Source organism: Stenotrophomonas sp. 57 (assembly GCF_030291075.1).
Taxonomy (GTDB): domain Bacteria; phylum Pseudomonadota; class Gammaproteobacteria; order Xanthomonadales; family Xanthomonadaceae; genus Stenotrophomonas.
This window is the reverse complement of the sequence record NZ_CP127407.1, coordinates 24288-46362: the sequence shown is the minus strand read 5'-3', so window position 1 is coordinate 46362 and position 22075 is coordinate 24288. Positions and strand designations below refer to the sequence as shown.

Here is a 22075-nt window from a genome sequence, read left to right as displayed (position 1 = left end):
ACGCCGGCACCACGGCCAGCAGCAACCCGAGCACCGCCGTGGCCGCGACGCCGCGGCACCGCGTCGTGACCGCTTCCCCGCTGCGCATCATGCGCGCAGCGCCGCAGGCAGCCACAGCGACAGCTGCGGGAAGAAGGTGACGATCAGCAGCACTGCCAACGCAGCGAACCAGAACGGCCAGATGGTGCGCATGCTCTGGCCCACGCTGATCTTGCCGATGGAGGTACCAATGAACAGCACCGACCCTACCGGCGGCGTCACCAGGCCGAGGCCGCCGGTCAGCACCAGCACCAGGCCGAAGTGGATCGGGTCGATGCCATAGGCCCTGGCCACCGGCAGGAAGATCGGCGTGCAGATCAGGATCATCGGCGCCAGGTCCATGAAGGTACCCAGCAGCAGCAGCATCACCACGATCATCAGCAGCACCATGAACTGGCTGTGTGCGAACGACTGCAGGAAGTCCACTGCGGCGGTCGGCACCTGCAGGTAGGCCAGCAGCCAGCCGAACACCGCGGCGGTGGCAATGACGAACAGGATCACGCCGGTGCTGCGCGCGGCATGGATCACCGTGTCGAAGAATTCGCGCCAGCGCAGCTGCCGGTACAGCACGGTGGTCACCAGCAGGGCGTAGACCACGGCGATGGCCGCGCTCTCCACGGCGGTGAAGATGCCGGCACGGATACCGACGAAGATCAGCGCTACCAGGCCCAGGCCGGGCAGCGCGGAGACCACGCGCAGCAGCACCGCGCGCCAACCGGGGAAGATTTCCACACCATAGCCGCGGCGGCGTGCCACGGCGTAGCCGGTCAGCATCAGGGCGACGGTCATCAGCAGGGCCGGCACGATGCCTGCGGCGAACAGATCAGCGATGGACAGGCCCCCCCCGGCGGCGGCCGAGAACAGGATCAGGTTGTGCGAAGGCGGCACCAGCAGCGCCACCAGCGCCGCGGTGATGCTGACGTTGACGGCAAAATCGCGGTCATAGCCGCGCTTGACCATCTGCGGGATCATCGTGCCGCCGACCGCCGAGACGTCAGCGATGGCCGAGCCGGACACGCCGCCGAAGAACAGCGACGACAGGATCGAGACCTGGCCGAGGCCACCGCGCAGGCGGCCGACCAGCGAGGACGCCAGTGCGATCAAGCGCTCGGAGATGCCGCCGCGCATCATGATCTCGCCGGCGAAGATGAACAGTGGGATGGCGATCAGCGAGGCCGAGCCGGTACCGGCCGAGATCTGCTGCACCAGCACGATGCTGGGAATGTCCAGGTAGAGCAGGGTGGCCAGCGCGGCGGCGGCCAGCGCATAGGCCACCGGCACGCCGAGCAGCAGCAGCACGGCGAATACGGCGAACAGGATGGTGATGCCCATGGGTCAACGATCTCCTTCAGCGTCATCGCTGCCGGCATCGCGGGCCTGCAGCGCTTTCCACGCGCGGTTCAATGCGAACAGCACCATCAGCCCGCCGCCCACCGCCAGCGGCAGATAGTTGATGCTCTGCGGCAGGTTGGCGCCGGCGGCCTTGATGTCCAGCCCGTCGAGCAGCAGGTCGGCCGACCAGAACGCGATGAATCCACCGAGCACGGCCACCACCAGCTGGATCAGCACATCCACCGCGCGACGCAGCGCCGGGCCCATGTAGGCGTGCAGCAGGAAGAAGCCGAAATGGCGGTTGGTGTGCACGCCGCAGGCTGCGCCCAGGCTCATCGCCGTGGCCAGCAGCAGCAGCGTGACCGGCTCGGTCCAGCTGGGCGAATCGTTGATGACGTAGCGGGCGAATACCTGCCAGCCCTGCACCACCACCAGCCCGAGGAGGGCGGCGACGGCGCAGTAGATGGCGATGTCGGCGATGCGGTCCAGCAGGCGCTGTCCTGGCCCGGCGACGGGCGTCAAGGTCTCGGTCATGTTGGGTTCCTCAGGCAGCGCGGATGCGGTTTACCAGCGCGGCGATGTCCGGCTGTTGCAGGTACTGCTTCAGCAGCGGCTGCGCCGCGGCGTGGAAGGCGGGCATGTCCACTGCGTTGGCTTTCACCCCGGAATCGAGCACGGCGCGGCGTGCGGCGCTCTCCGATGCGTCCCAGTGCTCGCGCATCACCTTCACCGAGGCACGGGCGGTGCGCAGCAGCAGCTGGCGATCATCGGCGCTGAGCCGTTCAAAGCTGGCGCGCGACATCAGCAGCACGTCCGGCGCGTAGGAGTGATCGCTCTGCGACCAGTAATGCGCAGCCTCGAAGTGACGGCTGGAGTGGAAGCTGCGCATGTTGTTCTCGGCACCGTCGATCATGTGCGTTTCCATGCCCGAGAACGTATCGCCCAACGACATCGGCGTGGGGTTGGCACCGAGCAGGCGCATCAGCTGGATGAAGATGTCCGAGGAGGCCACGCGCAGCTTCAGGCCATGCAGGTCCTTCGGCGAAACGATCGGATGCCGGGTGTTGTAGAAGCAGCGCGCGCCGGAATCGTAGATCGCCAGACCGACCAGGTCGCGGCGTTCGAAGCCGCGCAGCACCGCGTCGGCCACGCCGTCGTCCAGTGCGGCGCGCTGGTGTGCCACCGACGTGAACACGTACGGCAGGCACAGCGCCTGGGTCAGCGGGAACGCATTGTTCAGTGCACCGGCATAGACGCGGGTGATGTCGATGGCGCCGAAGCGGGCCATGTCGATGGCTTCCGATTCGCGGCCCAGCTGGCCCGAGTGGTACTGGCGCAGGCGCAGGCGGCCGTTGGTCTCGCGCTCCAGCGTTTCGCCGATCCACTTCACCGCAGTCACGGTGGGGTAGTCGGCCACGTGCACATCGGTGGCGGTCAGCGCCAGGCTGCCCTCCACACCGGCGGCCGGCCCGCGGCCGCAGGCCGCCAGCATCGGCGTGGCCAGGGCAGCAGCGCCGCCGGCCAGGAAGTTACGTCGTGTGATCATCTGCGCCCTCCCGCGCGTGTTCACCAGGGCAGGCCGGCGGTCATCCCGCCGGCACGGCCCGGCAGGCAATGTCGCCGAAGCCAGCGAACCGCACCAGCGCGGTCTGCCCCACGGTGATGTCATGGATGCCGGTGGCGTTGCCGGTGGCGATCAGGTCACCCTTGCGCAGCGGCCGGCCACGCAGGGCCGAACGGGACAGCGCGAAGGCGTACGCAGCGCGCAGGCCACCCGGCAGGCGAGTTGCTCCGCCAGTGCCGACCACGTCGCCTTCGATCAGTGTCTCGGCGCGCAGCGAGGTTTCATCGCGTGCGGTCCAGTCAACGATCTCCGGCCCCAGCACCAGGCCATTGTTGTTGCCGAAATCGGACACCACCACGCGCGGGCCCAGCTCATTGATGGTGGCCAGCGGGCTGCTGGCTACCTCCACGCCGATATACAGGCGAGCGGGCAGGGCCTCGGCCTGTTCCGGCGACCAGTGCAGTTGTCCGGCAGGAGCGTCCTCCAACAGCTCCAGCACGTACTCCGCTTCAACGGCGCCGAAGCCACCGACGAACACCGGAATGTCGGTTGTTCTACCGGTATCATTCCAGAGCTGACGCTTGAAGATCGGGCCCAGCAGGCGCTCATCGCCGGAGCCATCTCGACGCTCCGCGGCGATATAGCCCACTTTCCAACCGATCACCTGGTCGTCCCACCGATCAATCGCCCGGTCCTGAACCTTGTAGGCGCCCACCAGATCGGTCGGGATCGCGCCGGGAAACGCGGGCAGGGCAGTGCCTGCGCGACGTGCCTCGGTGAAAGCGCGGGCGATCGCGGCTGCATCGTCCGGCGCCGGTGCCTGCCCCTGTGTGCCGTGTTCGTTGCTCAAGAACGGTCTCCCTCTACGTTGTTGCACTGCCCATCGACAGCGTCTGCATGTGGTGTATATGGTAAACCGGTGTCATCACGCAAGCCGCAGCGCATCACGCCTCGTTCCCGGGCGCGTGCGGCACGCTGCCCATTCCCGCTGGAGCCCGGCCTGTCATGCTTCTATTCCGTTCTGTGCTGTGCCTGTCCGTTCTGCTGTTGCTCGCCCCGGCGCATGCTGCCGATGTTCCGCTGCGCGATGGCCAGCGGCTTGCCGGGGAGGTGGCGGGCGAACGCCTGCCGCTGTGGCCAGACGGTCAGGTGCCTGGTGAAAGCGGCCCGGCGCGGGCCGCACGCGTGGTTGAACGCAGCGCCGATCCCGCACGTCCAGACCGGTTCGTGGATGGCATCGATGCGCCGTACATGATCGTGCACGCCCCACCCCATCCGAACGGCCAGGCCGTGCTGGTCATTCCAGGCGGCGGCTACCAGCGGGTGGTGATCGACAAGGAGGACAGCGAGCTGGTACCCGACTGGGTGCAACGCGCGGGCTTCACACTGTTCGTACTTCGCTACCGTCTACCGCAACCGGGCCGGGACCGCCAGGCGGCACTGGCCGACGCCCAGCGTGCGCTGCGGGTGGTACGCGAGCAGGCGGCGCGGCGCGGCCTGGACGGCGACGGCGTGGCGGTCATGGGCTTCTCCGCCGGTGGTCACGTGGCTGCGCGACTGGCCACCGCATTCGATGCGCCGGTCTATCCCGCGCGGGATGGGATCGATCGTTTGAGCGCGCGGCCTGCGCGGGCGGTGCTTGTCTACCCGGTCATCGACATGGGCGCGCACGCGCACAGCGGCTCGCGTGCACGACTGCTGGGCCAGCAGCCTGACGCTGCGCTGGCTGGCGCGTACTCCGTGCAGCAGCACGTCCGTGCGGACATGCCTCCGACAATGCTGATACATGCCAATGACGATCGCGTGGTAAGCGTGCACAACAGCGAGGTGATGGCCAAGGCACTGGCCGCAGCAGGTGTAGAACACGAGCTGCACCTTTTCGCCCACGGTGGCCACGGCTTCGGCATGCGGGTACCGGCGACCGCCACGCTTGCATCATGGCCCCTGCTGGCGCAGCGCTGGCTGGCACCCCGCATGGACGGGCGCGAGTGATGCGTCGGGCACCGACCGATCTGCAGCGCCGTCGCTTCCTGCGCGACAGCGCGCAATGGGCAATGGCGACGGCCACGCTGGCGGCACTGCCAGCTGCTGCGATACCCAACGTACGCGAGGAGCGCCCGCCCATCGTCCGCGTGCGCGGCGGGCGTCTGCGCGGCCAGCAGCAGCAGGGCGTGCGGGTGTTCCGCGGCGTGCGCTACGGCGCCGATACCGGCACCCATCGCTTCCAACCGCCACGGCCGGAAGTGGCGTGGAACGGGATCGCCGATGCAGTGGGTTATGGCGCCTCGGCACCACAGCGCGGCGCAGAAGGCCCCGGCAGCGAAGACTGCCTGTTCCTCAACATATGGACCCCGGCGCTGGGCGACGGCGGCCGTCGTCCGGTGCTGGTCTATATCCACGGCGGGGGCTTCAACAACGGCTCCGGCAGCGACCCGCTGTACGACGGCAGCGCGCTCTGCCGTCGCGGCGATGTCGTGGTGGTCACCGTCAACCATCGCCTCAATACCTTCGGATACCTGTACCTGGGCGCGCTGGGCGATGCACGCTATGCGGCGTCGGGCAATGTCGGCCAGCTCGATCTGGTGCAGGCGCTGCAGTGGGTTCGGGAGCATGCCGCGATCTTCGGTGGTGATGCCGGCAACATCACGGTGTTTGGCCAGTCCGGCGGGGGCGCCAAGATTGCTACGTTGATGGCAATGCCAGCCGCGCGCGGACTGTTCCAGCGCGCGTGGACGATGAGCGGCCAGCAGGTCACGGCGGCAGGCCCGCGTGCAGCCGCACAGCGCACGGCAATCGCGATGCAGGCGGTGGGCGCGAAGGACCTGGAGGCACTGCTGCGACTGCCCGCCGCCGATCTGCTGGCGGCAACCGGCGCACGCGATCCCTCCCGGGTGGAAAGCACATCGTTGTATTTCGGACCTGTGTTGGACGAGGTCAGCCTGCCGGTCCATCCGTTCTGGCCGCAGGCGCCGCTGCAGTCGGCCGGCATTCCAATGGTGATCGGCAATACCCGCGATGAGACCCGTGCCTTCCTGGGCAATGATCCGGCCCACTTCGCGCTGACCTGGGAGACGCTGCCGGCGGAGCTGGAAAAGCAGCAGTTCGTCGATCTGCTGCCGCAGGCGGTGATTGCCGAGTATCGCCGGCTGTATCCCCATTACACGCCGTCGGAGGTGTTCTTCGCCGCCACCACCGCCGGGCGTTCCTGGCGTGGTGCCGTGGAGGAACTGGAAGCGCGCGCGCGCCAGCCCGGTGGCGCTGCCCCCACCTGGGCCTACCAGCTGGACTGGCCCTCACCGGTGGAAGAAGGCCGGCTGCGCGCTTTCCATACCCTGGACATTCCGCTGGTGTTCGACAATGCCGGCCTGCCCAGCGCACGCACCGGTGGCGGCGCGGACGCGCACGCGCTGGCGGCGACGATGAGTGACGCGCTCATCGCCTTCGCCCGGACCGGCGATCCCAATCATCGCGGCATGTCGCACTGGCCCGCGTACGATCTGTCACGGCGGCAAACGATGCTGTTCGATCGCGAGAGCCGCGCGGTGGACGACCCACGCGCCGGCGAGCGCGCACTGTATGGGAAAGTGCCATTCCTGCAGCGCGGCACGCAGTGATGACACCGTTGTGCAAACATTCTGTTAACCGCTGTCGGCTAGAGTCGGGTCATGGAAGCAATGTCCACGCCACTGCCGTTCACCGGCCGGGAGCGCCTGGTTGCCGCGATCGATTCGGCGGTGATGCTGGGCAGGCCTGAGGCGATCACCGACGCGCTGCAGCAGGTTCTGCGCGAGGCCATCGTCGATCCGTCCATCCAGCTGCCGCCCTGCGTGCGGCGCCCGGTTGAAGGGCATTACGCGCGTCGCGAGCTGTACCGCAGCCCCACGCTGGGCTACAGCATCATCGCCATGTGCTGGGGGCCGGGCCAAGGCACGCCACTGCACGACCATGATGCGATGTGGTGCGTGGAGGGGGTCTGGCAGGGCGAGCTGGTGGTGACCCCTTATGCGCTCCTGGAGCAGGAGGGCGAGCGCCATCGCTTTGCTGCACAGCCGACGCTGTACGGCCATCGCGGCAGTGCCGGCAGCCTGATTCCGCCCTATGAGTACCACACGCTGTGCAACGCCAGCGAGGAGGACGTGGCGATATCGCTGCACGTCTACCAGGGCGTGATGGAACGCAGTGCAGTATTCGATCCGCTGGACAACGGCTGGTACCAGCGGCGGATGAAAATGATGGAGACCGACGCGGCCTGAACGCGCCCCGCCGGGCTTGATCCGGCGGCGCCGCCTCCCATCAACGCGGTACGTACACCACGTTGTTCAACCGGGTCACTTCCTCACCACCATCGGCCAGTGCCACGCGCACGCGCAGGCCGCTGCGGTCGCCCATCGGCAGGGGCAGCGATACCTGCACCGTCTTCGGTTGCAGATCGCTCGGCGCGGCCAGTGCCGGTACTTCGGTGCGAGCCAGCTCACGACCGCGGGCATCTTCCAGCACGGCCACGCCCACGCCACTGCCGACATGGCCCAGGCTGTGCACGGTCACGTGCACGTGGCGGCCGTCCACGCGCACATCGCCGCGGCCGATGCCCAGGTCCGCGCGGGTTTCCACCGGTGTGCCGGCACTCATCCGCTCGAATTCGAAGATCTCGGTGCGCCCCGGGCGGAACTGCATCGGCACCGATACGCTGGTTTCCAGCGCTACGCTGCGTTCGGTCGGCGTACCGTCGATGCGGCCATCACCATCGGCGTCCACGCCGCTACGCACGCGCCAGGTGCCGCTGGCCACGTTCCATCCGGTCATGTCGGCGGCGATGATGCGCGTGCCCAGGTTATAACTGGTCACGGTGAAACGTTCGCGCGAGGGTGCATGCACCAGCAGGGCGACCTGCTCGGCGGCACCGTCGCGGTCGAAGCGCCAGCTGACCGTGTGGCCAGGCCAGCTCTGGTTGCGCTTCAGCGCGATACCCCCCAGGCGCGCGCGCTGCAGGAACTCACTGGGCGCTTCCACGCGGTCGGACCACCAGTGGCCCTCAGTGTTCATGTAGGCGCGCTGCACCTTGGCCTGCAGGCCGTCGGCATGCAGCGCGTCGATGTACTTCGTATCGCCGCTGGCCTGCCACGCCATCAGGCTGGCAAAACCGGTCTTGCCGGCATCGGCCTCGGCGGTCAGCAGCGGATACCAGTCCTGCTGCCGACCCAGCGCTTCGACGTAGTTCTCGCCGAGGTTGGCCAATGCGCTCGGGCCGCCGCGTGCCACCCGGTAGTCCAGGGCCTGCAGGTACTTCGCATCGCCGGTCCAACGCCATGCCGCCCAGAACGTATGCATGATGTCGCCGCTGCCGGAGCCGTTGTTCAACTCGCCGCCGCGGGTGGCACCGGTGGCCCAGTTGATCTCGTTGGGCAGGGTGAAGCGCCCCTTCGCGTCGGTGCCTGCGTGGGCCAGGTAGCCATCGGCCAGGCCGATCACCAGCTTGCGGCCGGTCGGATCGGCGTTGTACTGGCCCAGCAGGAACGCCGGGTGCAGCACCGGGAAGGAGTAAGGCTTCTGCCACTGCCAGTTCGGCTCACGGTAGACCTTGTTGCCACCGAACCAGTTGCTGGAAAACAGCAGGTGGCCCTGCGGATTGCGCAGGATGATGCGCTCATCGAACGCCTTCACTGTTTCCATCAGGCGCTCCAGCGTCAATGGATCGCCCCAGTTGAGGTACAGCATGGCGCTGTTGGTGTTGATACCTTCCTCGTACGAATGCAGCTCGTCGGTTTCGATGGTGCTCAAGCCATTGCTGAACATGCCATTGCGGTAGACCGCATCGGACAATGCGGTCAGCGAGGCGTTCAATCGATCTGATTGCACGCCCATCAGCGCCAGCCCCGGCCACTGCTGGGTCAGGTCGGAATCATCGGAGATGCCGCCGCCGAAGTCGCCGTAGGCCACCTGGCGCTGGTCGATCCACCAGTCGACGAACTGCCGCACCTGGGCCAGGTCCTGCACCTGGTGGAATGCCCATGCCGGCACGCCCTTGGGCACCGCCGGTGCGGTGTAGGGCGGGCGGCCCTGGCTGTTGTAGCTGATGTAGTTCCAGTACAGGCGGCCGAGCTCGTGGTCCGGGTCCACCCGCAGCAGATCGCTCAGGTCGGCGTACACGCGCGCGTACAGGCGCTGACGCTTGGACGTGGTGTGTTCCTCCACCAGGAAGCCCCAGTTGTCGCGCACCTGGTTGAAGCGGTCGGCCAGGTGTTCCTTCAGGGCGTCGGTGCGCGGCTTGAACACCAGGCGGATCTGCGCGCCATCCAGCGCGCCGGCGTCGAAGCCCGGCGCGGCCGAGGCGATGCTCAGCCACAGGCTGTCGGGTGTGAGGATGCGGTCACGCAGGTCCAGCCACAGCGTGCGTTTCTGCCCCGGCGGCACCGACACCGAGACATCGATCATGTCGCGCGCCGGCCAGATCGGATCCTTGATGCGGATGTTCAGTGGAATCAGGCCATCGTGCGTGGCCGCCAGGTCCAGTGCGGGAAGGTCGATGGCTACGCCATCGAGGCCATCGTGCATGTTCTCCCAACTATAGGCCCAGCTACGGATCAACGGCTGGTTGGCGGGGGCATCGCCCACGCCTGATGGAATCAGCACGTGCACGATCGGCCGCGGCTGCGCCGGCAGGCTGTCTGGCCCGCGGCGGCGGGAACCGGCGCCCTTGGGCAGGGCCATCACCGTGCTGCGCTCGGCCACCGGGTAGCGGCCATCGATGTAGCGGCGCAGCGCGTCCAGGTTGGTGTAGTCGGGCAGCGCCTGGCTGTCGACGATGTAGGTCTGCTTCACCGTGCCTTCCGGTTCAGCACCCTCGCTCACGTTGTAGGCCCAGATCTCCTGGATCGGTGTTTCCTGCTCCACATTGCTGAAACGCAGCACGCCGCCCTGGTGCGCGGCAATGTCCTGCACGCTGCGCACCACGCCACGCGGCCGGGTGGCCAGCACTTCGGTGGCGTGATCGGCATCGGGGCCGTGGGACAGGCTGCCGAACGCCGCGCCGCGGATCTCCACCCGGTTCACTGTTTCACCGGCAGGCAGGCGCAGATCCAGATGCTGGCCGCTTTCGACGTACGTGTTCCAGTCAGGCAGCTGGAAGTAGTCGTTGCGGCCGGGCAAGCGCGAGCGGTTGTAGACGCCTGGCCAGGTGGTTTCGGCGATGCCGTCGGTGGCCTTCCACATCCACGCCTTGAGGTCGCGGGTATCGGCGAATTCGATTTTGCGGATGCGCGTTCCGCCCGAGGACAGTGCAGGTGGCGCCGCAGCTTCCCAGCCGAAACGATGGCGCCAGGCGCGCTCGTCGGACGCCGGCGCCACCGCGCTGTCCGCGTTCCTGCCGGCTGCCACGGCCTGCACGGCGGTGGCATCCAGCATGCGGTCATACACGCGGATGTGCTGGAAATCGCTGCCGCGCAGGAAGTTGTAGCGGCTCTGCACCTGGTACGGTGCCATCACGCGGCCCGCCAGGCCCAGCTGGTCCAGCGCGGCATCGTAGTCGCCGGTGGCCTGTGCACGCGCCACTTCGCGGCCGTCAACGAACAGGCGCACACCCTGATCTTCGTCCCAGGCGAAAGCCAGGTGCAGCCACTGGTCCGGCCGCGGCGGTGTGTCCATGCGGAACGACACGCGGGTACGTGCCAGGTTGGCGTCGGTCACGAAGGCATCGAAGCCGTGGCCATTCCAGTCGATGCGCAGCCAGGCCATGTCCCAGCTGCTGTGGTCGGCGTAGCCGACGCGGAAGATGACAAACGGTGCTTCGCCCACCGCGTAGCGCGAACGCCAATCGAAGGCGAGCGTGCCGCGCTGGGCCTGGATGTTGCCCGGTGCATCCCAGGCCAGTACCCCATCGTCTTCCCACTGGATGGCCTTGCCCCCTGCGCCGTCATCGACGACCGCCACCTTGTCGCGGAAATTCGGCGCGGTTTCGCCGTGTGCGGTCGCCGCATGCAGGCCCTGGTTGGCATCGACGTGGAACAGCAGGGTAGGCGGGGGCGGGGCATCGGCGGCGGCCGTCGTGGCGCCAGTGGCCAACGTCACTGCCAGCAGCAGGCAGCGGCACAGGGTCGTACGGTGCGGCATGAACACGTTTCCTTTCAACGGACGACGGCCGGCGATGGGCCGCCGGACCGTAGCAAGGCCACGGCACGACGGCACCTTGCGGCGCAGCAGTGGTCACGGCGAACGGCGGCGCGCATCAGCGCGCGCCGCCGGCGTTGCTCAGAACTTGTAACGTACACCCAGCAGGAACTGGCGCCCGGTTTCGGTGTACTGCAGCGGCAGGCGGCCGGTGGCGGGTGAATACACCCACTCGTCGGATGCCTCGTTGGTCAGGTTGATGCCTTCCAGGCTCAGTTCCAGCTGGTCGCTGATCCTGTAGCGGATGGATGCATCAATCACCGTGGTACCGGTCATGCCGTGGTAGCCCTCCAGGTTGAAGCCGGTTTCCTGCCCCGGCACCTGGGTGAGGTAGTCATCGCGGTTGGTGGCGGACACGCGACCGGAGAAGGTTTCGCCTTCGTAGAACAGGGTCGCATTCCAGGACGTCTTCGACAGGCCCAGCAGATCGTTCTTCATCACCGGCTGGCCGGCGGAGTTGATGTACTGGATCTTCGATTCCACCCAGGTGTAGTTCAGCTGCACGCCCAGGTTCGACCACTTGCCGGGGAGGAAGCTGAAGGGCTGCGTGTAGTTTGCTTCCGCACCGTACAGCTCACCGCCGGGCGTGTTGACCGGCCGGGTGAAGGTGAAATCGTCGGTGGGCGAGGCGCCGGTGCCGGTCAGCAGCTCGGCGGGCAGGCCACTGTCGGTGAACGGGCGGTTCTCGCGCAGGGTCTGCACCGAGGTCTCGATGTCCTTGTAGAACAAGCCCAGGCCAGCCATCGCACCTTCGGCGAAGTACCACTCAAACCCCAGGTCGACATTGGTGGCGCGGGTCGGGTCCAGATTGGGATTGCCGCTGGAGATGGTGCGTGCACCACCGGCCACCGCTACCGTGGCGCCGGGGGTCAGGCTGCCCAGTCCCGGGCGCGTCATCACCTTGGCTGCGCCCAGGCGGATCAGGAAATCGGGCGTGACCTCGGCCACCAGGTTGAACGAGGGCAGCGTGTCGTCGTAGGTGCGGGTGGCGGTGGTTGAGGTAGTACCACTGGCGAGCGTGGACAGTCCGGTGGACGACTGCTTGGTACGCACGTAGCGAACGCCGAAGTTGCCCGACAGCGGCAGCGAGCCGATCTCGGTGCTGAACTCGCCCATCAGGTACGCGCCGCGATCCTTCTCTTCCACGCTGCGCACGTTGTTGGCTCGTGGTGCCACGGCGTAGATGCCACTGTTGCTGTAGATGTCGAACTGGTCGGCGATCGCATCCAGGTTGGGCACCACCCAGTTGGACGGGCTGCCGTTGATGCCGTTCAGGCCGGCGGGACTGGTCATGTCCACCGGCACGATCCTGCTGCCGTTGGCGAAGGTGGGCACGGCCAGTTCGCTGGCACGGCGCAGCTCGGTGGTCTTGAACGTGTAGTCCTTGGCCAGCACTCCGCCCTTCAGGCGGAAGCCCGGGCTGATGTTCCAGTTGAAGTCGATCTGGCCAGTGTCGAAGTCGTTGTCCACGTACTGCGGACGCAGGCGGATTTCCGCCAGTTCCCAACCGTTGGGATCTGTTGGATCAATGCCATAGTTGAGGACCGGGAATCGGCTGTTGCCCCGGTAATCGTAGCTGTAACCCTTGACGTCGTACTTGTCCATGATGACGGTGGTCTGCACCGGGTTCTCGTGCCTGGAGCGCGAGATGCCGAGCTTGCCGGACAGGGTGAAGTCATCGCCGAAACGGTGTTGGCCGTTCAGGCTGATCTGCTTGAACGCAGTACTCCACTCGTCATGGCGGTTCTCGGTGCGGATGTCGACGTTGTCGAATTCGCCATAGACCAGCGCACCGTTGCGCACTTCACCGTTCCTGACAATGGTCGACGGCTTGCCATCGCGTTCGGGGCGGCGCGGAACGCTGGTGTCGCGGTTGCGGCTGAAGGAAATCGCTTCGATGTAGCGCTCGTCGCGCGTGGCATCGATCTTCGAATACAGCATATCCAGCGAGACTTCGGTGGCACTGCTGGGCTTCCACTGCAGCGAGCCGGTCACCCCCAGGCGCTTCTGCTCGTGTTCCATCTGCACATAGCGCGGGAAACGCGGGTGGTAGACATCAGCGCTGCGTGCGGCGGTGAAGGGCGATGCCGCGCTGAAGCCACCGTTGCTGGGGCCGTTGGCCCAGCGTCCGGTGTTGGAGCCTTCTTCAAGCACCTGGCGCTCGGAGTAGGCCACCGACAACAGGGCACCGAAGGTGCCATCAGCGAACGTATTGGAGATCAACGCTGCCAGCCGCGGGTCGGCTTTCTCGGACATCTGGTTGTAGCCGGCCTGGCCGCTGGCGGCGAAGGTGAAGCCGTCATAGTCGAACGGACGCGCCGTGCGCAGGTCGACCGTAGCGCCCAGCGAGCCTTCTTCCACATCGGCCGAAGCGGTCTTGCGCACCAGCAGCTGCGAGAACAGGTCCGACGCGAACACGTTGAAGTCGAAGCCGCGGCCACGATTGGTGCCGCCGCTCTGGTCACCGGCACCGACGGTGGTCAGCGCCTCCATGCCGTTGATGCGAACACGCGTGAAATCCGGGCCGAGGCCGCGTACCGAGATGTTGCGACCCTCACCGGCCTCGCGGGTGATCACCACGCCGGGGATGCGCTGCAGCGATTCGGCCAGGTTCAGGTCCGGGAACTTGCCGATGTCCTCGGCGACGATGGCGTCGACCACGCCGGCTTCGCCGCGCTTGATGTCCAGCGCCTTCTCGACACTGGCGCGATAGCCAGTGACGTTGACCGTGTCCAGGTCGGTGGCGGTCTGTTGTTGCGCGGTCGCGTTCGCCGACAGGGCCAGTGCTACGCCCATCGCCAGCAAGGTAACCGGTGTCTTTTTTCCATGGATCCGAGATTGCATGCCTTTCCCCTCTCCCAAAGGTCTGGTATCGCGCTGTGCAGCGGAATGACACCGCTAGTCAAATCCGACGTTAACAGCACCACGGGCATCGGGCATCTTGCAGCGCAACAGATCTGTAATGTCTCCAAGAGGCTTGCGGGACAATGCTTTCGACATGATGACCAAGCACGTGCAAGGCAGACTCGGTCTAGAATGACACCGATAGTCAATTGCCACGCCCCCTCGCGTGGTCCACTTACATGCCATGCAGTGTCCCATGCTGGTGGCGCGCGTGAAGGAGCTGATATGGGTCGTATCGTCTGTTTCGGTGAACTGTTGCTGCGCTTGGGCGCGCCCGGCCACGAGCTGCTGCTGCAATCGCCACAGCTGCAGGTCCACGTGGGAGGCGCCGAGGCAAACGTAGGTGTCTCGCTGTCCCGGCTGGGACATCACGTGGCGATGGTGGGCGCCGTGGCGGGCAATCCGCTGGGTGCCCATGCGCTGGGCGAACTGCGCCGGCACGGCGTGGATACCCGTCATGTGCGCGAAGTACCGGACGCACGCATGGGGCTGTACTTCCTCACCACCGGCGCGGTCCAGCGTGCCAGCGAAGTGGTCTATGACCGCGCCGATTCAGCGTTCGCGCGCAGCACTGCGGCTGACTATGACTGGCCCGCGCTGCTGCAGGGCGCACAGTGGCTGCACCTGTCCGGTGTCAGCCCGGCACTGGGACCGGAGGTGGCGGCCGCCACGCTGGCGGCGGCATGCGCGGCCCGCCAGGCCGGTGTCCGGGTCTCCTTCGACGGCAATTTCCGGCCCCGGCTCTGGCAGCGCTGGGGGGGAGATGCCCAGGCGGTATTGCGCGAGCTGTTCGCGCAGGCTGACATCGTGTTCGCCGACTACCGTGACATGGAAGTGGTGCTGGGTACGCGCTTCAGTCAGCCGGAGGTGATGGAGCGGATCGACGCGGCTGCAAGCGCCGCGTTCAGTGCCTTTCCGCAACTGCAGTGGATGGCATGCACACAGCGGCAGGTGCTGAGCGTGGACCACCATGCGATGGGCGCGTTGCTGCTGGGTCGTGACGGGACGCGCGCGCACGCTCCGCCGCGCCATCTGCAGGGCATTGTCGACCGCATCGGCGGCGGTGATGCCTTCGCGGCCGGCATCCTGCATGGCATCCTGTGCGACCTTGATGCCGACGCCACCGTGCGTTTCGGCCTGGCCGCCGGGGCGTTGAAGCACTCCATTCCCGGCGATTTCAATCCTGTCAGCGAAGCTGACGTGCTGGCCCTGTTGGGCGAGGAGCGATTCGATGTCCGCCGCTGATCCGCGCCTGCGCGCACTCTTGAAACTGGCACCGGTGATCCCGGTGTACACCCCCGAAGATGTGGATGAAGCAGTCCACGTGGCCAAGGCGCTGTTCCGCGGCGGCCTGCCGGTGATCGAAGTGACCCTGCGCACGCCGCAGGCACTGGATGCGATCACGGCCATGGTTGAAGCGGTACCCGACGCGGTGATCGGTGCCGGCACCGTGCTCACCCCTGCGCAGATGCAGGCGGCAAAGCAGGCAGGCGCGCGTTTCGCGGTGTCTCCCGGTGCAACGTCGACGCTGTATGCCGCCGCGCGCGATGCCGACCTGCCATACCTGCCCGGTGCCGCCACCGCCTCGGACCTGATCCTGGGCCTGGAACATGGCAAGGACACCTTCAAGTTCTTCCCGGCGGTGCAGGCCGGCGGTGCGGCGCTGCTGGCGGCCTGGCACGGCCCGTTCGCCGACGTGCGCTTCTGCCCGACCGGTGGCATCAGCGCGCAGACCGCGCCGCAGTTCCTGCACCTTCCCAACGTGCTGTGCGTGGGCGGTTCGTGGCTGACCACGGCGGCGCTGCTGCAGACCCGCGACTGGGACGCCATCGAACGCCTGGCGCGAGAGGCTGCCGTACTGGCCAGCTGAACCGCAGCGTCGATCTTCCATAGTTTGATCGTGATCAAAGCGCCGGCCTCGAGCCGGCGTCATTCTGTGGGCAAGCGCACTACGGAGATCCGAGCATGCATTCCACCATGAAGGCCGCCGTCGTACGCGAGTTCGGCAAGCCACTGGTCATCGAGGAAGTCCAGGTACCGCGCCCGGGGGCGGGCGAGGTACTGGTCAAGATCGAGGCCTGTGGCGTCTGCCACACCGACCTGCACGCCGCCGAGGGCGACTGGCCGGTGAAACCGAACCCGCCATTCATCCCCGGCCACGAGGGCGTGGGGCACGTCGTGGCCGTGGGAGGCGGGGTAGGGCACGTCAAGGAAGGCGACAGGGTCGGCATCCCCTGGTTGTACTCGGCGTGTGGCCATTGCGAACACTGCTTGGGCGGCTGGGAAACGCTGTGCGAAACGCAGCGCAACACCGGCTACTCGGTCAACGGCGGGTTCGCCGAGTACGCACTGGCCGATGCCAACTATGTCGGCCTGCTTCCGAAGGGAGTGGGCTTTGTCGAGATCGCGCCGGTGCTGTGCGCCGGCGTGACCGTCTACAAGGGCCTGAAGGTGACCGACACCAAGCCGGGTGACTGGGTGGTGATTTCCGGCATCGGCGGCCTGGGCCACATGGCCGTGCAGTACGCCCGCGCGATGGGCCTGAACGTGGCCGCGGTGGACGTCGACGACAACAAGCTGGCGCTGGCCCGGCAGCTGGGTGCGCAGGTCACCGTCAACGCGCGCACCACCGACCCCGCTTCCTTCCTGAAGAAGGAAATCGGCGGCGCGCACGGCGCCCTGGTCACCGCGGTGTCGCCGAAGGCATTCGAGCAGGCACTGGGCATGGTCCGGCGTGGTGGCACCGTGTCGCTCAACGGCCTGCCGCCGGGCAATTTCCCGTTGGACATCTTCGGCATGGTGCTCAATGGCATCACCGTGCGCGGCTCGATCGTCGGCACCCGGCTGGACCTGCAGGAGTCGTTGCAGTTCGCCGCCGAGGGCAAGGTCGCAGCCACGGTCAGCACCGACCGCCTGGAGAACATCAACGAGGTGTTCGCGCGCATGCACGCGGGCACCATCGAAGGCCGCGTGGTGCTCGACTTCGCCGCCTGACCGCCTGTGCATGGCCGCCGTCGCTCCGTCCCCCTCTCCCACGGACGCGGCGGCCATGCCGATCCATCGGTCGTACCGGCCGCAGGCCGCCAAACCCCGGGCACGTCGCGCAGCCGTACAATGTGCGCATGCCCGATCTGCTCAAGACCCTGTTCCTTTCCATCGTCGCCCTGATCGGCGGCGTGCTGTCGCTTGCGCTGGTCAGCAGCGTCGCCAGCTGGCTGCCGCCGCTGGTGGGCCTGTCGCCGGACAACAACAGCGTGCAGCTGGGGTGGGACCTGGCCTTCAGCGTGCTCGGTGGCGTCGCCGGCATTTCCTTCGCCACCTACTACGCGCCCTGCTGGCCGCGCTCGCATGGTTTTTCGATCTGGTCGCTGATCGCGCTGGGCTGCGGCTATGCGGTGTGGACCGCGGGCGCGGATTTCCCGCTCTGGTTCGTCATTTCGCTGCTGGCATCGCTGCCGTTGCAGCTGCTGGTCGGCTGGTGGTTCGGCCGCCGAGCCTCGCGCGACGCAAGGTAACGCCGGTCCTGTAGAGCCGAGCCCCTGCTCGGCTGCCTGTGTCGATGTGCATGCAAGCCGAGCATGGGCTCGGCGCTACAGGTCCATGCGCGGCAGCGTCTGCTTCAAGCGCTCGATGCCGTGCCACGGGTTTCCCTTCAGCCGCTGCGCCCGCGCCAGTGCCTTGGCCATCGGAAACGCGTCAGCCGCGCTGACGCGTGCCAGTTCTTCCCAGCGCAGCGGCACTGCCACACCGGCCGAATCGCGCGCGCGCAGCGACCACGAGCACACGCTGGTGGCGCCGCGGGTGTTGCGCAGCCAGTCGATGAAGATCACGCCATCACGCTTGGCCTTGCTCATCGTCGCCACATAGCGGTCCGGTTGTTCCTGCGCCATTGCCTGGGCAAAGGCCTCGCAGAACGCCTTGGCCTGTTCCCAATCGGCCTTCGGCTGCAGCGGCACCACCACGTGCAGTCCCTTGCCACCGGACAACCGCACGAAACTTTCCAGTCCCACTTGCTGCAGGCGATCACGCACATCGCGAGCGCCATTTTTTACCTGTGCCCAGCTGACGCCTTCACCAGGATCGAGATCGAACACCAGGCGATCCGGATGCTCGGGGTCGGCCACGGTGGCTCCCCACGGATGCAGCTCCAGGGTGTTCATCTGTACCAGTTGCAGCAGGCCCCGCACATCCTCGATGTAGACATAGTCCTCGCGACCGCTCTTCTGCTGCAGGGGCACCGCATGTACCGCATCACCGAGGCCGGGCCCATGGTGCTTCTGGAAGAAGCAGGCCTTGCCCACGCCATCCGGGCAACGCAGCAATGACAGTGGCCGGCCGGCAATCTCGGTCAGGATCCAGCGTGCCATCTGCCGGTAGTAGTCCGCCACGTCTCCCTTGCTGAGCGTCTGCTTTGGAAACACCACCCGCTCCGGATGAGTGATCTGGACCTCGCCTCCGGTTTCGGCATCCGCGGTGCTCATTCCCAGGTCCTCCTTCTGCTTGTCGCTGCGCAGTCGCTTGAAACTGGCCTGGCGCAGCAGGCCTTCCTTGCCCCAGCCCCGGAACGCGACCTCGGCCACCGCGACCGGCGTCACCCAACGCACGCTGGCAGCGCGGAACGGCACATGCGCCGGCAGCTGCAGCACGGGCTTCTTCACGGCCAACGGCTGCAGTGCCTTGAGCAGCGCGCGCAGGCTTTCGTCGTCGAAGCCGGTGCCAACGCGGCCCACATAGCGCAAGCCGCCCTTGTCCGGCGTCGCCAGCAGCAGCGAGCCGAACCCCACCCGGGAACCCTTGGGTGCCGTGTAGCCGACGATCAGGAACTCGTCGGTGTCTTCGTGCTTCACCTTCACCCAGCTGCGCGCGCGGGTATTCATGTACGGGGCATCCACCTGCTTGCTGACGATGCCTTCGAATCCGGCCTTGCCACTGGCGTCGAACACCTGCGGGCCGTGGTCGATCACGTGCTCGCTGAAGGCCAGGGTGCCAGGGGCGGGCCCAATGAGCGCTTTCAGGAGTGCTTTGCGCTCCAGCAACGGCGCACGACTGATGTCCGCGCCAGCCACGCCCGGAAGATCGAACACGATGTAGCGCAGCGGTTGCTTCGAACTGCCGTCGATGACCCGCTGCAACGCTGCGAAGTCACTGCGTCCTTCCTTGTCCAGCACCACCAGTTCGCCATCCAGGCGCGCATCGCGCACCGGCAGCGCCTGCACGGCCTGCACCACTTCGGGAAAATCATCGGTCCAATCCAGGCCATTGCGGGAGCGCAGCTTGACCTCGCCATTGTGCAGATCAGCCAGCAGGCGATAGCCATCCCACTTGATCTCGTGAAGCCAGCGGTCGCCGTCCGGCGCACTGTTGCGATGATCGGTCAACTGCGGTTTGAAGGCGCGCGGGTAGGGGACGTCACGCGCACCGTCCAGTTCCAGTGCACGCGCGTGCCAGCGTGCATCGGCCTTGCGGTTCGCCGTGCGTGCGGCCGGCGCGGCGCGCGCGGCCTTCCTCGCGGTGCGCTTCTTCACTGCCGATGAGCGTTTCGGCGCGGACACTCCCAGCAGATCGTCTGCTTCTGCATCGCGCGCTTCCTCGTCATCGCGCTTGATCAGCAGCCACTGCACCTGGCGCCCTTTCATCGCCGTGCGCACCAGCTTCCAGCCACCGGCCAGGCGTTGTCCATGCAGCACGAAGTCGATCTTGCCCGCCGCCAAAGCCTGCAGTGGATCGCCTTCACAGGCCCAGGTGCCGTGATCGAAGACATCCACGTGGCCCGCACCATAGTGGCCTTCAGGAATGTCTCCCTCGAAACCCGCGTAGGACAGCGGATGGTCTTCCACTTCCACGGCCAGCCGCTTTTCACCGACGCGCAGCGAAGGCCCCTTGGGCACCGCCCAGCTCTTCAGTACGCCGTCCATTTCCAAGCGGAAGTCGTAGTGACGCGAGCTGGCATGGTGCAGCTGGACGACAAAGGTCGGCCGCCCCTTCGGATCACCGGGGGCACGCGTGTCGTCAGGTTCCGGCGTCTGCCCGGCGCCACCGCCAAGCCGGCGTTTGCGCCGATACTGGTGCAACGACATGGCTCACCCCGCCTTGCGTCGAGGTGCGGTCTTCTTTGCAGCCTTCTTCGTTGTTTTCTTTGCGGCCGTCTTCGCTGGCGACGTGGCAGATGCTTTGCGCGTTGCGGCCTTCTTCGCTGGCGTTCGCTTGTTCGCATCCAGGCTCTTCTGCAGCAGTGCCATGAAGTCGACCACATTGGTAGTGGCGTCCTCGCGCGGTGCCGGCTCATCGTCCACCCGCGTGGTGCCGCCCTTGGACTTGATGCGCTTGTTCAACACCTGCTGCAGGCGCTCGCGGAACTCATCGTGGTAGTGCGACGGGTCCCACTCACCGGACATCGACTCGATCAACTGCTCGGCCATCGCCGTTTCCATGCTGGTGATGCGGTAGTCGGACAGTTTGCCGGTCGGCAGCTTGTAATCCTCGGGATCCACCAGTTCCTGTGGATAGCGCAGGATCATCAACACCAGTGCGTCCTCATGAGGCATGACCGCGCACAGGTATTCGCGCGTGCGCACCACCACCCGCGCGATGCCCACCTTGCCGGTGCTGCGCAGGGTTTCGCGCAGCAGCACATAGCCCTTTTCAGCCTTCTTGCCAGGCACCAACAGATACGGCTTCTCGTAGTAGCGCGGGTCGATCTGGGCTGCATCCACGAACGATTCCACCTCCACCGCTTCGTGGCTTTCCGGCGCGGCCGAGCGGATATCACCTTCCTCCAGCACGACATAACTGCCCTTGTCGTACTCATAGGCTTTGACGATGTCCTTCCAAGGCACTTCCTCGCCGGTGTCGGCGTTGACCCGTTCGAAACGGATCGGCTTGCGATCGCGGGAGTCGAGCATGCGGAACTGCAGGTCGACCTTGCGCTCGCCGGACATCAACGACACTGGCACATTGAGCAGTCCGAACGACAGCGTGCCGGTCCAGATCGGGCGGGCCATGGTGACACCTGTTACGGGGCAGGGGATGCCCAGCTTCTGCCCATCGGTGTAAACCACCCGTGTCCGTGCCGTGCAGGTCAGGTGGCGCGGCCTCCTGGCTGTAGCGCCGATCCCACGCTCGTCCGCTTCAGGCGCCCGCCACTACTGCAGCAGCGGCCTCACCGCCGCCGCCGGAATATGGTCCAGCGCGCGCCAGGCGTCTTCCACCACCGGTCGCGCCTGGGACCAGCTCAGCCGTGACTGTCCGCGCATCTGTTCCCAGTGCTCGGCCAGTTCCTCGCAGGTATCGGCGGCATCACCGCGCGGCCAATCGGCGGCGTGGGTGGTCAACGCGAAGGCATAGACCGGGCACAGATCACGCCAGTTGCGGTGACCGGGCCCGCGACGCTCCTCGTAATCGCTGAGCATGTATTGCAGGTAGTCCTGCGCAACCGCCTGCGGGTCTTCATGCCGACGCGTGCGGCGCTGCGCGGTGCGCTGGCCGAGCGGATCGAGCAGGGCATTGAACACGGACGGTGCGGGTCGTTCAAGACGGGGCATGGCCGGCTCCTGCAGCGGGGGCGGGTGGGCAGGAATACGCGCGGTGCCGTTACCAGCGGGTGAGCGAGATGTTCATGACGCTAGGTTCGCGGCGCCTTTACCTTGCTGGCGGTGTAGTGGGGCCCCCCGAGCGCAGGTAGCCAGACCATGAGCCGAGAGACCTCCCGAGACCCGCTGCGGGAAAACCACCCGCCCATTCCCGGCGAACAGCGCGGCAAGCGCGATGCCGACAACGCCGACTTCCGCGGCACCGGTGCGCCGTTTTTGGACGCCGCCCAGAACGACGAACATCTGCCGGTGAAGCGACAGGCTGAACAGGCGGCCCAGGACCGCAAGGATGGCGGCGACCGCCATCGCGGTGGCCAGGAAAGCCCGCTCAAGCGCCGCGAGCGCAAGCAGCATGCCAGTGACAACCAGGACCAGGCACTGGAGGAGACCTTCCCGGCCAGCGACCCGACCTCGCCGTTCGTGCCGGCCAAGGCCCCCGATTGACGGTGGCGGCGGACCATGCCCGGCGAGCGCGGCGGTCCCG

The 22075-nt window shown here is 66.8% G+C and carries 17 protein-coding genes; 8 read left to right on the top strand and 9 right to left on the bottom strand.

The features are described 5' to 3' along the window. Nucleotides 1-87: 87 nt before the first annotated feature. Genes QP512_RS00195 through QP512_RS00180 form a run of 4 tightly spaced genes read right to left on the bottom strand, consistent with a single transcriptional unit; the run spans nt 88 to nt 3785 of the window. A complete protein-coding gene (locus QP512_RS00195) occupies nt 88-1371 on the bottom strand; it encodes a TRAP transporter large permease (RefSeq protein ID WP_106549174.1) in 1284 nt (427 codons plus the stop codon). A 3-nt stretch (nt 1372-1374) separates the two neighbouring features. Continuing rightward, entirely contained in the window at nt 1375-1905 is a 531-nt protein-coding gene (locus QP512_RS00190; protein WP_106549173.1) for a TRAP transporter small permease, read from the bottom strand. A 10-nt stretch (nt 1906-1915) separates the two neighbouring features. After that, nucleotides 1916-2917, bottom strand: coding sequence for a TRAP transporter substrate-binding protein (locus tag QP512_RS00185; protein ID WP_286070474.1), 1002 nt, complete (start codon nt 2915-2917; stop codon nt 1916-1918). 40 nt (nt 2918-2957) lie between these two features. Then, nucleotides 2958-3785 carry a 2-keto-4-pentenoate hydratase gene (locus tag QP512_RS00180; protein WP_286070473.1) on the bottom strand — a complete coding sequence of 276 codons (828 nt, stop codon included), beginning with the start codon at nt 3783-3785 and terminating at the stop codon, nt 2958-2960. 173 nt (nt 3786-3958) lie between these two features. On the opposite strand from QP512_RS00180, the gene QP512_RS00175 reads away from it, so the two are divergent. Genes QP512_RS00175 through QP512_RS00165 form a run of 3 tightly spaced genes read left to right on the top strand, consistent with a single transcriptional unit; the run spans nt 3959 to nt 7188 of the window. Continuing rightward, a complete protein-coding gene (locus tag QP512_RS00175) occupies nt 3959-4927 on the top strand; it encodes an alpha/beta hydrolase (protein WP_286072076.1) in 969 nt (322 codons plus the stop codon). Continuing rightward, nucleotides 4927-6549 carry a carboxylesterase family protein gene (locus QP512_RS00170; RefSeq protein ID WP_286070472.1) on the top strand — a complete coding sequence of 541 codons (1623 nt, stop codon included), beginning with the start codon at nt 4927-4929 and terminating at the stop codon, nt 6547-6549. Before QP512_RS00175 ends, QP512_RS00170 begins: the two co-directional genes overlap by 1 nt. A gap of 51 nt (nt 6550-6600) precedes the next feature. Next, nucleotides 6601-7188: a cysteine dioxygenase family protein gene (locus QP512_RS00165; RefSeq protein WP_286070471.1), complete on the top strand. Its 588-nt coding sequence runs from the start codon at nt 6601-6603 to the stop codon at nt 7186-7188. Nucleotides 7189-7228: 40 nt separating this feature from the next. Here QP512_RS00165 and QP512_RS00160 read toward each other — a convergent pair whose 3' ends face one another. Together QP512_RS00160 and QP512_RS00155 are read right to left on the bottom strand one after the other, a co-directional pair. Then, entirely contained in the window at nt 7229-11041 is a 3813-nt protein-coding gene (locus QP512_RS00160) for a LamG-like jellyroll fold domain-containing protein (protein WP_286070470.1), read from the bottom strand. Nucleotides 11042-11179: 138 nt separating this feature from the next. Further along, nucleotides 11180-13942 (bottom strand): TonB-dependent receptor, encoded by a 2763-nt coding sequence (locus tag QP512_RS00155; protein ID WP_106549166.1) that lies wholly within the window; start codon nt 13940-13942, stop codon nt 11180-11182. 285 nt (nt 13943-14227) lie between these two features. Between QP512_RS00155 and QP512_RS00150 the strand changes: the two genes are divergently transcribed. The 4 genes from QP512_RS00150 to QP512_RS00135 all read left to right on the top strand — a co-directional run bounded on the left by QP512_RS00150 (nt 14228) and on the right by QP512_RS00135 (nt 17517). Next, complete coding sequence (locus QP512_RS00150; protein WP_286070469.1) at nt 14228-15247, top strand: sugar kinase; 1020 nt, start codon at nt 14228-14230, stop codon at nt 15245-15247. Then, nucleotides 15234-15872: a bifunctional 4-hydroxy-2-oxoglutarate aldolase/2-dehydro-3-deoxy-phosphogluconate aldolase gene (eda, locus tag QP512_RS00145; protein WP_286070468.1), complete on the top strand. Its 639-nt coding sequence runs from the start codon at nt 15234-15236 to the stop codon at nt 15870-15872. Before QP512_RS00150 ends, eda begins: the two co-directional genes overlap by 14 nt. 95 nt (nt 15873-15967) lie before the next feature. Then, nucleotides 15968-16996 (top strand): alcohol dehydrogenase AdhP, encoded by a 1029-nt coding sequence (gene adhP, locus QP512_RS00140; protein WP_286070467.1) that lies wholly within the window; start codon nt 15968-15970, stop codon nt 16994-16996. 128 nt (nt 16997-17124) lie between these two features. After that, entirely contained in the window at nt 17125-17517 is a 393-nt protein-coding gene (locus QP512_RS00135) for a hypothetical protein (protein WP_286070466.1), read from the top strand. A gap of 75 nt (nt 17518-17592) precedes the next feature. Here the strand turns inward: QP512_RS00135 and ligD are convergent, their stop codons facing one another. The 3 genes from ligD to QP512_RS00120 all read right to left on the bottom strand — a co-directional run bounded on the left by ligD (nt 17593) and on the right by QP512_RS00120 (nt 21543). Then, nucleotides 17593-20079 (bottom strand): DNA ligase D, encoded by a 2487-nt coding sequence (ligD, locus tag QP512_RS00130; protein WP_286070465.1) that lies wholly within the window; start codon nt 20077-20079, stop codon nt 17593-17595. Between the two features lie 3 nt (nt 20080-20082). Further along, on the bottom strand, nt 20083-21003 hold the full coding sequence (locus QP512_RS00125; RefSeq protein WP_286070464.1) for a Ku protein: 921 nt from the start codon (nt 21001-21003) through the stop codon (nt 20083-20085). 141 nt (nt 21004-21144) lie between these two features. After that, nucleotides 21145-21543, bottom strand: coding sequence for a hypothetical protein (locus tag QP512_RS00120; RefSeq protein WP_053448370.1), 399 nt, complete (start codon nt 21541-21543; stop codon nt 21145-21147). Between the two features lie 147 nt (nt 21544-21690). Between QP512_RS00120 and QP512_RS00115 the strand changes: the two genes are divergently transcribed. After that, a complete protein-coding gene (locus QP512_RS00115; protein WP_286070463.1) occupies nt 21691-22035 on the top strand; it encodes a hypothetical protein in 345 nt (114 codons plus the stop codon). Nucleotides 22036-22075: the final 40 nt, after the last annotated feature.